At 44.2% G+C, this 16702-nt stretch carries 13 protein-coding genes; 7 read left to right on the top strand and 6 right to left on the bottom strand.

Annotation, left to right across the window (positions count from 1 at the left end; genetic code table 11):
* The first annotated feature begins 144 nt into the window (after nt 1-144).
* A complete protein-coding gene (locus Y696_RS09225) occupies nt 145-864 on the top strand; it encodes a sugar phosphate nucleotidyltransferase (RefSeq protein ID WP_121510333.1) in 720 nt (239 codons plus the stop codon).
* A 160-nt stretch (nt 865-1024) separates the two neighbouring features.
* Here Y696_RS09225 and Y696_RS09220 read toward each other — a convergent pair whose 3' ends face one another.
* The 5 genes from Y696_RS09220 to Y696_RS09200 all read right to left on the bottom strand — a co-directional run bounded on the left by Y696_RS09220 (nt 1025) and on the right by Y696_RS09200 (nt 7922).
* A complete protein-coding gene (locus Y696_RS09220) occupies nt 1025-1534 on the bottom strand; it encodes a ferritin family protein (protein ID WP_006488151.1) in 510 nt (169 codons plus the stop codon).
* Nucleotides 1535-1625: 91 nt separating this feature from the next.
* Entirely contained in the window at nt 1626-5156 is a 3531-nt protein-coding gene (nifJ, locus tag Y696_RS09215) for a pyruvate:ferredoxin (flavodoxin) oxidoreductase (RefSeq protein ID WP_121510332.1), read from the bottom strand.
* A gap of 400 nt (nt 5157-5556) precedes the next feature.
* Nucleotides 5557-6564 (bottom strand): lipoate--protein ligase, encoded by a 1008-nt coding sequence (locus Y696_RS09210; RefSeq protein WP_121510331.1) that lies wholly within the window; start codon nt 6562-6564, stop codon nt 5557-5559.
* Nucleotides 6545-7384 carry a M23 family metallopeptidase gene (locus tag Y696_RS09205; protein ID WP_121510330.1) on the bottom strand — a complete coding sequence of 280 codons (840 nt, stop codon included), beginning with the start codon at nt 7382-7384 and terminating at the stop codon, nt 6545-6547. Before Y696_RS09205 ends, Y696_RS09210 begins: the two co-directional genes overlap by 20 nt.
* A gap of 217 nt (nt 7385-7601) precedes the next feature.
* Complete coding sequence (locus Y696_RS09200) at nt 7602-7922, bottom strand: hypothetical protein (protein WP_006488159.1); 321 nt, start codon at nt 7920-7922, stop codon at nt 7602-7604.
* Between the two features lie 89 nt (nt 7923-8011).
* Between Y696_RS09200 and Y696_RS09195 the strand changes: the two genes are divergently transcribed.
* Nucleotides 8012-9877, top strand: a complete 1866-nt coding sequence (locus tag Y696_RS09195) for a glycoside hydrolase family 127 protein (RefSeq protein WP_121510329.1) — start codon at nt 8012-8014, stop codon at nt 9875-9877.
* Nucleotides 9878-10019: 142 nt separating this feature from the next.
* Nucleotides 10020-11894 carry an alpha/beta fold hydrolase gene (locus tag Y696_RS09190; protein ID WP_121510328.1) on the top strand — a complete coding sequence of 625 codons (1875 nt, stop codon included), beginning with the start codon at nt 10020-10022 and terminating at the stop codon, nt 11892-11894.
* A gap of 73 nt (nt 11895-11967) precedes the next feature.
* Here Y696_RS09190 and Y696_RS09185 read toward each other — a convergent pair whose 3' ends face one another.
* Entirely contained in the window at nt 11968-12552 is a 585-nt protein-coding gene (locus Y696_RS09185; protein ID WP_006488162.1) for a DUF1349 domain-containing protein, read from the bottom strand.
* A gap of 358 nt (nt 12553-12910) precedes the next feature.
* Here Y696_RS09185 and Y696_RS09180 point away from each other — a divergent pair, with 358 nt between their 5' ends.
* From Y696_RS09180 to Y696_RS09165, 4 genes are all read left to right on the top strand, one after another.
* Nucleotides 12911-13951 carry an ABC transporter permease gene (locus Y696_RS09180; RefSeq protein ID WP_121510327.1) on the top strand — a complete coding sequence of 347 codons (1041 nt, stop codon included), beginning with the start codon at nt 12911-12913 and terminating at the stop codon, nt 13949-13951.
* Nucleotides 13952-13953: 2 nt separating this feature from the next.
* A complete protein-coding gene (locus Y696_RS09175; RefSeq protein ID WP_236609142.1) occupies nt 13954-15342 on the top strand; it encodes an ABC transporter permease in 1389 nt (462 codons plus the stop codon).
* Nucleotides 15343-15347: 5 nt separating this feature from the next.
* The gene (locus Y696_RS09170; RefSeq protein ID WP_121510326.1) at nt 15348-16319 is read left to right on the top strand and encodes an ABC transporter ATP-binding protein; all 972 of its coding nucleotides are present in this window, start codon (nt 15348-15350) and stop codon (nt 16317-16319) included.
* The coding region (locus Y696_RS09165) for an ATP-binding cassette domain-containing protein (RefSeq protein WP_121510325.1) at nt 16316-16702 on the top strand (387 nt) is incomplete at its 3' end. The genes Y696_RS09170 and Y696_RS09165, both read left to right, overlap by 4 nt.

Below are 16702 nucleotides of genomic sequence, written 5' to 3'. Positions count from 1 at the left end.
TAGAATCTCTTTCATAGAATTAATGCAAGGCCGACTCAAAGAGAATTCTAGACATAACACTTGGCAAAACCCTTACAAAGAAAAAGGACGCAAATATTCATCACAAGATGGAAGTGTTATCATAATTAGGAAGGAGGGATTATAGTGTTAGTTCCTGTGATTCTCGCCGCTGGAAAAGGCAAGAGACTGAAGTCTGAGGTTCCCAAGCCATTAGTAAAAATAAAGGGAAAACCTATGATAATTCACATCTTGAACAAGGTTTCGGCTTTTTGTGAAAGCAAATGCTCAATTGTTGTAATTAATCCTGACTTTGAAAAGGAATTCAGAGAAGTGCTCGGTGAAAATACTCTTTTAGCTTATCAGGACTCGCCCAAAGGAACCGCTGACGCTTTGAAGAGGAGCCTTCACCTGATCCCAGACAACTCAGACATTCTAGTGATGTACTCTGATCTCGTTCTTATAGCAAAGGAGTCTTTGAAATCTCTGGTAGAGCTTCACAGGAACGGTGACTGTGATATTACTTTTCTCTCTGGAATCACCCAGGAAAAGTTTCCCTATGCACTGGTCGAGAGAAATGAAAATGGTAAAGTCGTCTCCTTCGAAGAAAGAAAGATCCCTGACTTCCCACCTCCCTGGGAGTTTTATATCGGTCCGATTATCATCAAAAAGGAGATTGTTCAGGAGTACATCGGTCAGCTTGTGCCAAACAAGGAGACTGGAGAAATTTACATTGCAGATATTGTTGCTTTGGCATTGTCGGACAACAAGTCTGTATGCGGATTTTCAACAAGCAACAAAGAGGAATTTCTGGGGGTCAACACTCCTGAGGATCTTCAAACAGCTGAAAAACTTCTTACCGACTGAACCTTTTTCTCGGGTATCAAGTCTGATTATCAGAGACCAGAGAAACCACAGGCACAACCCCTTTAAAATGTAAGACAAACGAAGGCGACATGGATTACCCCTGAGTTAAGGAGACCGGGACAATGTCCCGGTCTTTCCTTATATTTCAAGTAAATCCAAATCAGTACTTGTCTAGGTCCGTAAACTTATCCCATTCTTCCAAATGGCTGAATTCAGGGGATTCGGTCCAATCGAGGCCCTTTCTAACAAAATCCATGAGATTCTCTAAAATTATCTGGTGTTTGTTTTCCTCCGCAGCCAGCTTCAATAATATCTCTTTTTCGGATGGTTCACTTGTTTGCTTTGCCTGATCAAGATAAAGCTTAACACTTTCTTTTTCCATTTCAACTGCGTGCTCATAAGCTTCAAGATTCGTAGCATCAATCTCAAAGCATTTCTTATCATTGAGCATTTCGGAAAACATATTTCTAGTGGTCTTGAAAGTATATGTGCCTTTGTAGTTGTAATTCTTGTCTTTGAATCCACTTATGATCTCATAATGCCTCTGTTCATCATTTGCGAGCATTTCAAACAATTTCTTAAGCTGAATGTCCTCCGAACACTGGGCTTGTTTAGTGTAGTAAGCCTCACCGTCTTTTTCTAGTTTCAGTGCATAATCAATTGCGTTCATTCGAAACCTCCTTCAGTAAATCTGGGCACACATGGCTAGTGCGTTTTGCAAGAAACGGGTGGCTAATCACCACCCGCCCATTTAGAATCCTCTATTCAGAGGCAAGCTTTCTATAAATCTCGTATCTCTCCTTAGCATCACTTTCGGCCTTTTTGAACAACTCATCGGCGATGTCCGGGAAGGTTGATTTCAGAGCGCTGTATCTAACCTCGCTCATCAAGAAATCGATAAATGATTCTTTCGGTTCCTTTGAATCGAGAATGAAGGGATTCTTGCCCTGTTCTTTCAAGAGAGGATTGTATCTGTAAAGATGCCAGTAACCTGAAGCTACCGCTCTCTTCTCCTGCTCTTGAGTCTTACCCATTCCAATCTTGATACCGTGGTTTATACAGGGAGAATATGCAATGATCAGAGATGGCCCAGGATATTTCTCAGCTTCTATAATGGCCTTGACAACTTGATTCTTGTCTGCACCCATTGCAACTTGTGCTACATAGATGTATCCGTAGGTCATTGCCATTCTACCAAGATCCTTCTTCTTAGTCTTCTTTCCCGAAGCAGCAAACTTCGCTACCGCACCTGTCGGAGTGGACTTCGAAGACTGACCACCGGTATTGGAGTAGACTTCGGTATCAAAGAGGAGAACGTTTACATCCTCTCCGGACGCAAGTACGTGATCGAGACCGCCGTAACCTATGTCGTAGCCCCATCCATCTCCACCAAAGATCCATACAGATTTATTAATCAAGAGATCCTTTCTCTCCTCAATTTCCTTCAAGAGCGTACTTGCCCTTTCATTTTTACAACCCTTTGAAATTGCATTGAGGATGCCCATTGTGGCCGCCTTTGAAGCCTTAGCATCATCCTTACCTTTCAGCCAGGCCTCGAATGGTTCCTTCATATCTTCCGGAATGTCTTGTTCTAAGAGCTCTTCCATAATCTTTGCAAGCTTGTTTCTACCGTGGTTGACTGCCATAGCCATACCGAATCCGTACTCAGCGTTGTCTTCAAACAGTGAATTCGCCCATGCAGGTCCCTTGCCTTCGCCGTTCATACAATAAGGAGTCGAAGGAGCCGAGGCTCCCCAGATAGAAGAACATCCCGTCGCGTTGGCTATAAGCATTCTGTCACCGAAGAGCTGTGTTACTAACTGTGCATAAGGGGTCTCGCCACATCCCGCACATGCCCCGGAAAATTCCAGGAGAGGTTTGGAGAATTGACTACCCTTCAATGTTTCGACGTTCATGACATCCTTTTTCTCAGAAATGGTAGTAGAGAATTCCCAATTTGGGACCTCTTTCTCAACCTGCGATTCAAGTGGTTTCATTAAGAGAGCATTTTTCGGAGCCGGACAAATATCTGCGCAGTTTCCACAACCTGTACAGTCAAGAGGGGAAACCTGAATCCTGTACTTCAGTCCTTCGAAAGACTTCCCTCCGAGTGCTTTAATTGATTCAAAGGCAACGGGAGCCTTCTTTTCTTCTTCTTCGTTTATGAGGAAGGGCCTGATCGCTGCGTGTGGACAGACAAGAGAACACTGATTGCACTGAATGCAGTTGTCGGGCTGCCATTCAGGTATCAGTACAGCAATACCGCGTTTTTCGAATGCAGCCGTTCCATTGGGAAATTCTCCGTTCTCCCTTCCCAAGAAAGCAGAAACAGGAAGTTTGTCTCCCTGCTGTCTGTTCATAACATCTGCAACTTTCCTCACAAATTCAGGTCTTTCGGAGTCTTCTTCCTTTTTCTCATCTTGTGCCTTTGCCCATGATTCCGGAATATCTATTTTCTTCAACGCATCTATTCCACTATCAACTGCTTTGTAGTTCATCTGTACCACTTTTTCGCCTTTGGTACCGTAAGACTTGACTATTGCTTCTTTCAGATACTTGATAGCTTCTTCTATAGGTATTACATTAGCCAGCTTGAAGAAGGCAGATTGCATTATCGTATTGATTCTCGTTCCAAGACCGATCTCCATGGCAATTTTCGTGGCATCGATCGTGTAGAAATTAATATTGTTGTCTGCAAGGTACTTTTTCATGTTACCGGGAAGATTCCTGTCAAGCTCTTCAGAATCCCAGCTGGTGTTAAGGACAAACGTTCCACCCTTCTTAAGTCCTTCCAACAACTCGTACTGATTCACATATGACTGCTTGTGGCAGGCAACATAATCGGCTTCATCGATCAGGTAGGTCGACTTTATCGGCTTCTTGCCGAATCTAAGATGCGATATGGTTACTCCACCGGACTTCTTTGAATCATAAGCGAAATATCCCTGGGCATACATGTCGGTGTGATCACCGATTATCTTTATCGCGTCCTTGTTAGCTCCCACCGTACCGTCGGAACCAAGTCCCCAGAACTTGCAACGAATAGTACCTTCTGGAGCGGTATTGATCTTCTCCTTGATCTCGAGAGAAGTATTGGTGACATCATCGACTATACCTATCGTAAAGTGGTCCTTTGGTGTCGAAAGCTTAAGATTGTCATAGACAGCTTTAATCTGAGAAGGTGTGGTATCCTTTGAACCCAGTCCGTATCTGCCGCCATAGACTTCTGGAGCATTCTTATCTCCATAGAAGAGAGTCTTCACATCTTCGTATAGAGGTTCCCCAAGAGAGCCCGGCTCTTTTGTTCTGTCTAGAGTAGAAATCCTCTTGACTGAATTTGGAAGAACCTCAAAGAAGTGTTTTGCAGAGAATGGTCTGTAGAGGTGTACCTTTATTACACCGACCTTCTCACCCTTTTTCATTAGGTAGTCGACTGTCTCCTCGATTGTATCGGTAACTGAACCCATCGCGACAATTACGTGTTCCGCTTCTGGATCACCATAGTAGACGAAAGGCTTGTACTCCCTGCCTGTTATCTTCGAAATCTCCTTCATGTAATCGGCTACGATTTCTGGAACTGCATCATAGAATCTGTTCGAAGCTTCCTTCGCCTGGAAGAAGATATCGGGATTCTGGGCCGTTCCCATTGTTTTGGGATGCTCTGGATTGAGGGCCCTGTCTCTGAATTCCTTAAGCGCCTTATAATCGACAAGTTCTTTGAGATCATCATAGTCCATAACTTCGATCTTCTGAATTTCGCTCGAAGTTCTGAATCCATCGAAGAAATGAAGGAATGGGATTCTGGATTTGATTGCCGACAGGTGAGCAACGGATCCGAGATCCATTACTTCCTGGACACTTCCAGAAGCAAGCAACGCAAATCCCGTCTGTCTTGTCGCCATCACATCTGAATGGTCACCAAAAATCGAAAGGGCATGAGCCGCAATAGCCCTTGCGCTGACGTGAAAAACCCCAGGCAAAAGCTCTCCTGCAATTTTATACATGTTGGGAATCATCAGCAACAACCCCTGTGATGCAGTAAATGTAGTTGTTAGGGCCCCTGCTACAAGTGATCCGTGGACCGCTCCGGCTGCTCCGCCTTCCGATTGCATTTCTATTACATCAACTGGTCGCCCGAAAATGTTTTTCCTTCCATTTGCCGCCCAAGCGTCTGCAAGCTCGGCCATGGATGATGAAGGAGTAATGGGATAAATCGCCGCAACCTCCGTGAATGCGTAAGCAACATGGGCGGCAGCAGTATTACCGTCCATAGTTTTCATTACTCGTGCCATTCTAAACCTCCTGTAGTCCTCGAATTATTTTTGATCTATCTAGTAAAACATAGAAAAAGAGGAAATTTTGCTTGTCATCAGTTACATTATAGAACATCTTTTCCCTGCTTTCACAGAGATTTCTCTCAGTTCGCAAAAATGAAAACGATTATTATCGGCTTATGAAGATTTTTCAGATTATTGCTGCTGGCAGTCAATAGTAAATGAGTTAAATAGATCATTTGAAGTCATCTATCTCGAACAAAATACTTATTTTTCTTCGCACTGGGTTATAAAACCCACGTGCAGAAAACCGACCGATTCTAATAGTTTGCAGTGTTCTAGAACACAAATTTGGTCATAAATAGACTCCAGATGATTATTTTGATCGGATGAGATATGTGGTCTCTAAGCTGACGGATTAAATGAAGTCAGTTATCCCAAGCCAGTTAATGATGTCATCCCGTTCGATGTATCTAGGAAGGTTGTTAAGAGCTTTTAAAATACTTGATCTGGAGAATTCAATATTCTTAAGCCCGCGTCTCAGTTCCTCAATGAAATCTACGTCCATTGAATCAGAATATACTGTCACATCCACGATTTTTCCCTTTCTGGATGTAAACAGGAGTTCAATACCTCCCCACTGAAACCTTTTGCTTGCTCTGAAATTGAATTCAGGATTTCTCCCCAAAAGCCATTCCTTTGAAGAATATTTCTCATAAAGGCCTCCAATATCTTCCGACTCAATTACCCTTTCAAAGTCTAGAACATTGTCTATCTGGCCGTACTCCTCAATGAAACCTCTATACATTGCCTTTTTCATTGTGTCAATGGTTAAATCCGGTTTCATTTCCTTGAGATTGACAACTCTCGACACAACTGATTTAACTCCCTTGGATTCGATCTTTTCCTTTGAGACATTTAGATATTCGGAAAGCTTTCCGGTGTCTACGTCTATCAAAATTGTTCCATGGTGATAGGAGGCAAATTGCCCATGATAGAAAGCATTTCCTGAGAACTTCTTTCCGCCCGCCAAAATATCGTTTCTACCACTGAAATGTGCTTCAATTCCTAGTTCCTTTACAGCATCTACAATTACAGAAAGTTGCCTGTGGAGGTTGTATTCCTTTCTCGGCATGAGAAACGTAAAGTTGAGGTTTCCAAGATCATGATAGACAGCCCCACCGCCAGACAATCTTCTTGCCAGTCTTCCACCATCCCTTTCAAGATTGCCGAGTCTGCATTCCTGCCATGCATTCTGATTTCTGCCGATTACCACCGTTTTTTCGTTCTGCCACAGATACAGCACGCTGCTATCGCGGGCGTACGAATTCAAAAGGTACTCTTCAATGGCAAGATTCAACCAGGGATCAAAAGAGTTTGATTCAACGTATACTGTGTTTGTAATTCTATCTACCCCCAACGCCAAGGCTATCTGCTTCTCTTCTAACGTACATGTAGTTTATACCTGTAAGATAACTTCTTGGATTCCTGCATTGATCATTGGAATCGATAATCTCGAAATGCAGATGAGGTCCCGTAGCTCTCCCGGTTTCTCCCACTCTACCGATTAACTCTCCCCTCAGCACTCTCTGACCAACATATACACTGATATGATTCAGGTGTGAATATCTTGTTTTGCTGCCGTCATAATGTTGGATTATTATGTTCAGTCCATACCCACCGCTTTCCTGCGCCTCCATTACCATTCCATCCTTGGAGGCAAAAACGGGCGCATCTTTTTGAACTGCAATATCTATTCCGGAATGAAAGGTAGAAACTCCGGTAAAGGGATCCTTTCGCCAACCAAATTCCGAAGAGATCTTTCCATATACCGGCCAGGTAAACTGCGTACCAGGATTAATACTTCCGCAGACATTTATTGATTCAAGCGGGATAAACAGCCTTTGTCCAGGATAAATTACCGAGGTACATTTCAAACCATTTGCAGCCATGATTTCTTCGGCGAGAGCAAAGAAAAGCTTCGCGATGAAGTCAATTGAATCACCATACTGAACTTCATAAAAGAAACCGTCTCCAGTTGGAAGATTTATGAATTCCCCAGGTTCAAGCTGACGAGGATTGGCGATGCAGTTCAGGTCGAGTACTGTACTGATTCTCAGATTATAGTCTCTGATGATGTTGAACAGTCTATCGCCCGGCCTAACCAGGTATCTTATAGAACCTACTCCGCAAGCGTTCACAAAAATAAACAAGACATAAAGAATCAAAGCAAACTTGGCTTTCATGAGAACCCCCAAACCGTATTTTTGTCCGCAACTAAGAAATCAACTAATATAAGATGTTGTAATAATCTTAATAATATCACAGTGTGTATCGTCAGAAGAAGCTGCAAAGGAACCTCTTTTATTTGGAGAAATATCGACCACTTCTGACCAACATAAAACTGAACATATTTTGATCTTCTTAATGGCTCAAGTTAGGATGAGACCTAATTCAAGAGAGTCATTCAATCTCCTCAATAAAAGGAATGTCTCCAAGATAATCGCCCGTTTTTTCCAAACCGTCGACTCTTATGAAAACTCCCTTGTCAGTTTCAATCTTTCTAAGTTGCCCTCCTCTTTTCCAGTTTCCCTTCGCGTCTTTTGTTATAAGGCAAAACACAAATACGTCGCACTTATCGATTATTTCTTCTCGCGTCCATTCTTCCCCATAGTCGTGAGACTCTCCAATATTCGGATGAATCAGCGCTGCCTCGAGTAGCCATGTACCATTTCTATCCGAATAGCTCGCAGCTGAAACCCAGTAGTCTATTTTCTCGAACATGGCAAAATACCTCCTTACCTAAGGATACAAAAGTGTGACCGTTTTCTGCTACTCTTGACAAGAGAGGATCTTCTTTGGAGGTGAGAACAGTGACATTCGTGAATGACACGTCACGGTCACCAAGAGCGCAAGTAAGGCCCCTGGCTATCGAGAAAGTGGAACTACAGGGGTTTGTCGGAAGATATCAGGGACTCATGAAGTCTACCAGTTTGCCTATGCAATACGAGTATCTGGAGTCAACTGGAAGAATAGACAACTTTCGAAAGGCAGCAGGGAGTATGGAAGGGAGCTTCACCGGCTGGTTTTTCAATGATTCCGATGTTTATAAGTGGATAGAGGCGGCGTCTTACTCTCTTTCATATAACGAGGACCCCGAAATCCGTGCCAGAATTGAGTCTTTGATAACTCTTATAGAAAAGGCACAGGAGATAAGCGGTGACGGTTATATCAACACTTACTTTGTTGGCCAGAAGGCGGCGGAAAGATGGAAAGATTTGAAGAACATGCACGAACTCTACTGTGCGGGCCATCTTATCCAGGCAGGTATAGCCAACAAGAGAGCCTCTGGTGACGAGACGCTGTTCAAGGTTTGCGTAAGTGCTGCCGACAATATTCTTGACAGCTTTAGAGATGACGACTGCAAAGTGTCCACAGGCCATCCTGAGTTAGAAATGGCAATGATCGAACTACACAGAGAAACAGGCAATCGCGACTATTTGAAATTTGCTCAGAAGCTTATCGACAATCGCGGTAGAGGTTATGTTGGTGGCGATGAGTATCACATAGATCATGTACCGTTCAGAGAACTAAAAGAGCTTACCGGTCATGCGGTTAGGATGCTGTACTTGCTGGCGGGAGCGGCAGACGTATTTCTTGAAACTGGAGACGAGACCCTGCTGGCAGTCCTTGAAAGACTCTGGATCGATCTCACAGCAAGGAAGATGTACGTTACTGGTGGCGCCGGCTCAAGATACGAGGGAGAATCCTTTGGAGAAGAGTTCGAATTACCCAGCAGAAGAGCTTATGCGGAAACATGTGCTGCAGTTGGAAATGTCTTCTGGAACTGGCGCATGTATATGATATCTGGTGATGCCAAATACCTGGACCTATTCGAGCAGTCTTTCTATAATGGAGTGTTGTCGGGAATTTCGCTTGACGGTAAACGCTACTTCTATGTCAATCCTCTGGAAGACGCAGGTAAACGCGAGCGAGAGGAATGGTTTGAATGCGCGTGCTGTCCTCCAAACATCGCTAGATTGCTGACCTCTTTCGGAGGTTATATCTATGGAACAACTCTGAACGAAATCAGGGTCAATTTCTACGAAGAGAGCAAAGCCACAATTCCTTTTAGAGACGGAGAAGTCTCCATTATTCAGAAAACTTCTTATCCACACTCTGAAGAGGTGCAGTTAACTATTGCTACTGATCTGGATACTGAGCTCTCTATTCTACTAAGAATTCCTGAATGGGCCGAAGGAGAATTCGAAGTGCAGGTAGATGGCGTAAAACAAAAACTCCGTCCAGAGAAGGGATTTGTGCGGCTGGAAGGCAACTGGAAGGGAAAGACTGAAGTATATCTGGCCCTTCCGATGCGCATTCGATTGATGACCGCCAACCCTCTTCTTAGGGAAAACACCGACAAAGTCTCGGTCCAAAGGGGGCCTCTCGTTTACTGTGCAGAAGGTGTTGACAACCCGGATTTCGATGTAAGAACCTTGTCAGTACCTTCAAGAAAGAACTTCGAAGTCACACAGAGTGATGCACTGCCAGGAAACCCAGTAATTCTTAGTGGGAAGGGAGTCGCCTTTGATCTGGATGGATGGGAAAAGAAGCTATACAACCCCCTTGGATCAGTGAAGAGCAAGGGCAACAATGTTAGATTTTCTCTTGTTCCATACTACGCCTGGAATAACAGGGGAAAATCGACAATGTGTGTATGGTTGCATGTTCACTAGGGAAAGCTCCGTCTATTATTCTTTGGGAACTCAATGCTGTGAATTCAAGCAACCAATAAAATCCATAGACGGACTTTTCAAAATCGCGAGTTCATTAAAAGGAGCGTTCTTACATCTGTTTTGTGGCAGGAGAGTGTCTTATTTGCGTACTTTCTTTGTGATCATAATATTAGCTTTTTCAGCGATCTGTCTAGCTTATGAAGGGCAGATTCTATTTAGCGGAAACGAAATCCATTATGAAGTCGAAGAAGCCGATGGAGAAGTGGTTATCCTGATAGGCGACGGTCCAGGCTTCAGCAGTTCTTACATGAAAGGAATACTCAGTGGAAGGAAGACTTTGAGATACGATCAGCTTGGAAGTGGGAGTTCAAAGAATCACTCGGATGTAGCTATTGATTTTCAATACTTTGTTGCTGAACTCGCTTCGCTCATTTTTTCGCTCGAAATAGACTCTTTTCATCTTCTTGGCCATGGATTTGGATCAGCAATCGCCGTTGGATTTGCCCTTACAAATCCCGAAGGACTGCTCAGTCTCGTAATGATAAATCCAAGATTGAACCTCCCTGCAATCGATTCCGCATTATCCGATCTAGCCGATGGTGAATCGTCTCAGAGTTTCGACAAGTTCCATTATTTGTTTGGGGATGGTCCCACATCTGAACTGAAGCCGGTACTTTCCAGAGATATTATAAACGAGGAAATCTATAACCTGTTTTGGGGAGAAACCCCTACCTTCATAAGTGGAATTCTTAGAGGACATGATTTTTCCTCAGGACTTTTAGACATTAACGTACCGATTCTTATCTGCTCTGGATTAAACAGCTTTCCCGGCGTCAAGAATCTCTTAACGTTTCAAGAGGGGTCTCCAAATATAGAATTTGTAACCTTCATGAACAGCGGACATCTACCTATGCTTGAAGAGAAGAAAGCCTTCAAAACCATTGTGGAAGATTTCCTTCAAAGAGCCGAAGAAAACTTTAGTCATCAAGGACAACAGGAAATGAATCTTGATGACATGTCGGAAGTTCCAGGAGATATGGTATTCGGATGGGAAGATCTTGAGAAAGTTCACGAACTTCACGTTGGAGATGATTTTTCCGTGAAGCTTCCTTCAAATCGAGGTGCAGGCTACTTCTGGAAAGTCAAGAGTTTAGACGAAAACTCGATAAGACTGATTTCGGATCCATACTACGAAGAGCTTAAGGAATCAGGCGGTGGACGCGACGTCTTCGATTTCCGGGTAGTTGGATCTGGGAAGTCTTCCATTGAGTTTTCCTTTGGTTCATTGTGGGAGGAAACTTCAATAAGGACGTCTTCATTTTCTATTAATGTAGAAAAACCCAACATAGATCCGATAATTATTGATTCTTCAGATGTGGGAAAAACTATTGTAGTCGGTCTCAATGAACCTATAGAGGTTATTCTCGATTCCCCTATTGATTCCGGATTAAGATGGCGTATCTCTGCCACCACTCCTGAAGTACTCCGACAGCCAAGAGAAAATGAAGTGAAAATTACGGAGCCATCGCCGTATTCAGCCGGGAAAGTTGCACAAACCTTCTACTTTGAAGGCATGAATTACGGGCAGGCTAGGCTTAGGTTTGATTATGGCAGTCTGTGGGAAGATGTCGCTCCAGAGAAAACCTTTGAGGCTACAATAGTCGTTGCAGAACCCGTTAGGGAATATGTTTTTGTTCAGGATTCCGACTATGGAAGAACGATTTCAATAAGGATCGATCAAACGGTCTTGGTTAGATTGAAGAAAGGCAACGAAGAAGATTGCGAATGGCAACTTTCTTCATATTCGGCAGTAGAACCTGTTGGTGACATCACTGAAGTAGAGTATATGGGTGTAAGGTATTCAGTGTTTCGATTAAAACCCACAGACTCAGGAGATTCTATGCTTGAATTTCTCTATTTTGAAGGCGAAAAAAGAAGGGAACAGGTTGATGCCTTCAAAATAGGCTTGGTAATAACTGAAGAATCTGGTCAAGAAATGTCGCCCGATCAAAAATAGATAACCTCACTTCCGGCGGAGAAGGCTAAATTACCGGATCAGTCTCGGATCTCCTTGATATCCTTCGAGAGGGCTATCTGCAGTTCAAGGAGATTTCATCGAAGACTACTCTGTAGCCACTTCCTCTTGGACTACAGCAATAAGCCCCCACCATAACTGGAAGTTTGCAGTCGTCTTCTATTAGTCTTGCCAGCCGGAGTTGAACCCACTCATCCTGCCAAGCAAAAACTGAGTAGTCAGATCCCTTTCTGTCGACTTTAACTCTTAGGCTCCTTGTTTCGCAAGATACATCTTGAGTCGACCAGTCTGAATAGCCAGAGTTAGTAACAACGGCACCTAGTTTGGATGGGGCACTTCCTTCAAACTCAATAGAGCTCTTCAACCAGCAGGAAGGTGAGACCCTCACCATGACTCCGGCCTGATCGTATTGATTGACCGGGAAGAACTTCGCGCCAAGGACAAACGAGAAATCTTCCATTAATGGGACAAAAAGAAAATGGCCGTTGTCGTTTCTAAATCCGTAATGCGTTCTTTGCCAGAAATCGGTAGATTCTTCTGATTCCACTATCAGGTTACCATCCTGCAATTCCCAGCGCTTCGGTTCATTCAGCCATGTGAAATGCTTAATTGTTCCCTCGCCAAATGAAGAAAGCTGCATGACATTTCCTCCCTTAGTCTCTTGAACTATACCGTGCAACACAACTGATTATTTAACAGTGAGTATATAATTGTTATGTACCGTAACCCATCATATCTATTTGCATTTGTCGGCAGAACTATTTGTTATCATTGTTTATGTTGTGTTGTGGGTGTGATTTACCTCTGACCACTGTGTTTTCAATCGATTCACAACACCAATGAACTTTTCTCATAGGCGAGATCTTTTCGGCTATGAAAGCTCGTAGACTTAATAAGGATAACATATTCTTTCTACTCGTCATTTGTTTTTGGGAAATACACGTTTTTGAATCCCAATAGAGATCGAACAGAATTTTGCTTGTTGATCGAGGTGAATTATGTACTGGAAGTATGCAATTAAGAGAGTGCTCTATGGGACACTTATGTACGCGATCTTGGTTTTCATTTTCTCTGCTCTGTTCAATACGGTAATGGAACAGACCCTAAGAGCGCAAATTGAAGAACAGATCAGAGGAGAGACTATGCGGATGACCAGTCTGAACGAGAGTCAGCTGGAAGACTACGTTATTAATCGAAGAAACGATCTGTACTCACTGTACCGCCTAACAAGACCAGTAGCCGAAAGAATTCTCTGGCGAACCTGGGACACCCTCACTTTGAATCTTGGTAATTCGACAATCATTAGATCCTCCAATGGAAGCAGAAACGTATGGGATGTCGTTTCAGAAGCTATACCGAAGACCATTCTTCTCTTCTCTGTTGCAATGCTGGTGGACATTGTTCTCGGCCTTCTTCTGGGACTGAAAAAGGCACAAAAGGCCGGAGGACTACTGGACAAAAGCACTTCAGTTGGAACCATGGTGGTCTTCGGCATGCCGTCGTGGTGGCTGGGCATGATTATGATCATGTTCTTCGCCTATGGAGTAAAGATCTTTCCCTCCGGTGGACTACACTCGACTCCACCGCCAGAGGGAATTTCGTACTTCTTCGATCTTCTGTATCACCTCGCGCTCCCAGTACTTACGCTTGTTGTTATCGGTTTCTGGGGAAGGGCCTTTCTTACCAGAAACATCGTTCTCGGAGTACTTCAGGAAGACTACATAATGGCGGCAAGAGCAAGAGGCATCCCTGAAAGGAAGGTTCTCTACGGACACACTATGAGAACTTCTGCACCGCCGATTGTTACAATGTCTCTGCTGGCATTGCTGGCTTCTGTTGGAGGAAACATTGTCTACGAGGGAATTTTCTCCTGGCCAGGAATGGGAAACCTTTACTGGATAGCTTTGCAGCAGAATGATGTTCCAGTTCTTATGGGAAACCTCGCGATAACTACCGGCTTATATATCTGTGGTCTAGTCCTTCTAGATCTCATTTATGGCCTACTTGATCCAAGAATCAAGGTAGGTGGTAAACAATGACTATGAGTGATTTAAGAAGATCGGCAAGCGATTTCTGGAAGGAATTCAGAAAGGTTAGGTCGGGAATGATTGGTCTCATATTTCTCGTAGTATTTATCTGCATCCTAATCTTTGAACCTATCATCGTACCATATCCCGAAGTCAACGAGAAGTGGAGAGATATTACCTATTGGCAGGATCTTCCTTCCAGTGCACCTCCTTCGTGGATTAATCTCTTTACCTCAAAGAAGCGCGCGGTATCGGAGACTATCGAGAAGTATACCTTTTCCGAAACCCTTGCCGGTGCAATGAGAATACAGGAGTATGTTTTTGAATATGATTACTCCGCGTCTGTTGCTCCCTCGGATGTCGTGTTTCATGCTTCTGGAGTCGGCAAGCCAACTGTGGTTATCTCTATCGAAAGACCGGACGGCCTTTCAGTTGATTTGTACAGAAAACAGCTTGAAACCTCTCCAAGTCAAGATGCCAGGGTCTCAATCGATAGATCGGCCCAAACATCGGCGATGAATTTCGGCAAGAAATACTCCCCTTCTGAAGGAGTCCCTCTCCAAACAATCAAGACTACCGATGTGTTATTCTCGAAAGCCCAGGAGGGAATATTCAGAAATCCTGAGCCGCTCGTTGGAACATACAGACTCAAAGTAACACTTCTACTGCAAAAGCCAGACGAGAGGATCGACAATGTCTTTATCAGCATTGCGGGCAGGGTGCATGGAATTCTTGGAACGGACAACTCGAAGAGAGATATCTGGAGTGGAGTAATAGCTGGAGTGAAATGGGCCATGCTCATCGGGCTCCTCACGGCTCTTGTTTCGGTTTCCATAGGTGTCGTTTACGGTGTCATCAGTGCTTATGTTGGAGGCTGGAAGGATTCTTTAATGCAACGGATATTCGAGATATTCATAAGCGTTCCCATGCTTCCCGTACTCATTGTCATGAGTGCTGTCTTTAAGCCTAATATCTGGGTGATGATTGGAATAATGTGCATCTTCTACTGGGTAGGACCGGTTAAGACCGTCAGGAGCATGGGACTCCAGATCAAGGAAGAGACATATATTGAGGCCTCCAGGGCTCTCGGAGCCTCTAATACGAGAATAATCTTCAAGCATATGGTTCCTCTGCTCATCCCCTACGCCTTCGCTTCAATGGCCCTCAACGTACCGGGCGCAATTGTCGTAGAAGCCACGATAAGTCTTTTGGGCCTTGGAGATGCGACGATCGTAACCTGGGGGCAGATATTACAGGCTGCTAACAGCGGAGGCGCTATGCTAAGCGGGATGTGGTGGTGGGTAGTACCGCCGGGACTGGCGATAGCCTTCATGGGGATGACATTCGCATTTGTCGGGTTCGCAATGGACAAGATACTTAACCCGAAACTGAAGACGAGGTAATGAGTATGGATAACATATTGACCGTAGAAAATCTCAAGCTTTACTACTACACGAGCAAAGGTGTCGTGAAGGCAGTTGACGACATCTCCTTCACACTGAAGAAGGGGGAGACTCTTGGCCTCGTTGGAGAGTCGGGCTGCGGAAAGACAACTACAGGTTTCGCCCTTCTCAAGATGCCCACTCCCCCGGGTAAGATTGTCGGAGGAAGGATAGAGGTAGACGGTATCGACATCACTCCCCTGCGTGAGAATGAAATGAGAAGGAATATACGCTGGGAGAAGATTTCCATGGTATTCCAGGGCGCAATGAATACCCTCACTCCCGTATACACAATAGGCAAACAGATGATGGAGACCCTCCAGGAACACAGAGAGATGGAGAGAGACGAGGCGAGAAAGAGAATAGAGAAGTATCTCAACCTGGTCGGTCTCTCCAGCGATATAGTGAAGAGATATCCCCATGAACTATCTGGAGGAATGAAACAGAGAATCGCCATCGCTACCGCCCTCTTTCTGGAACCCAAGGTTATAATCTGTGATGAACCCACGACCGCTCTGGATGTTATTGTACAGGCCCAGATAATAAACCTTCTAAAAGACTTAAAGGAAAAACTCGACCTTTCATTCATCTTCATAACTCACGACCTTGCAACAGAGGCAGAGGTTTCAGACAGGATAGCGGTGATGTATGCCGGAAAGATAGTGGAGATAGGAACAAATCAACAGATATACGGAGAACAGGGTCCCTGTCATCCATATACGAAAAACTTGCTCGCCGCTACTCCAAGACTACATGAAAGGGTGAGCGAACTCTCGTTCATCCCGGGTGCTCCTCCGGACTTGCTAGAGCCTCCTTCTGGCTGTAGATTCCATCCCAGATGTTCCCTGGCCATGGATAAGTGCAAAGAAGAAGAACCACCCCTAATAGAGATAGAAGATGAACACATGGTGGCCTGCTGGAGGTGTGAGAAGAGATGAACGAAAACATAATTGAAGTCAAGGACCTTCAGAAATGGTTCCCCATAAGAAGAAACATATCCCAGTTCTTCAAGGGAGAACACAATTACGTCAAGGCAGTTGACGGAGTATCCTTCTCAATAAAGAGGGGCGAGATATTCGGTCTAGTTGGAGAGTCCGGTTGTGGAAAGACCACTACGGGAAAACTAATCATGAAACTCCTAGAACCCACAGGCGGGACAATGTTTCTAAACGGAAAGGATGTAACTCATATAGAGAAAGATGAACTGAAGATATACAGAAGGAATGTACAGATGATCTTTCAGGACCCATACGCTTCAATGAACCCGCGATTCAAGATAAGGGATGTCATGGAGGAGCCTTTAATAATACACAAACTCGGA

It is taken from the genome of Mesotoga sp. H07pep.5.4, assembly GCF_003664935.1.
Lineage (GTDB): Bacteria > Thermotogota > Thermotogae > Petrotogales > Kosmotogaceae > Mesotoga > Mesotoga prima.
This window is presented reverse-complemented; position numbering and strand designations above follow the sequence as displayed.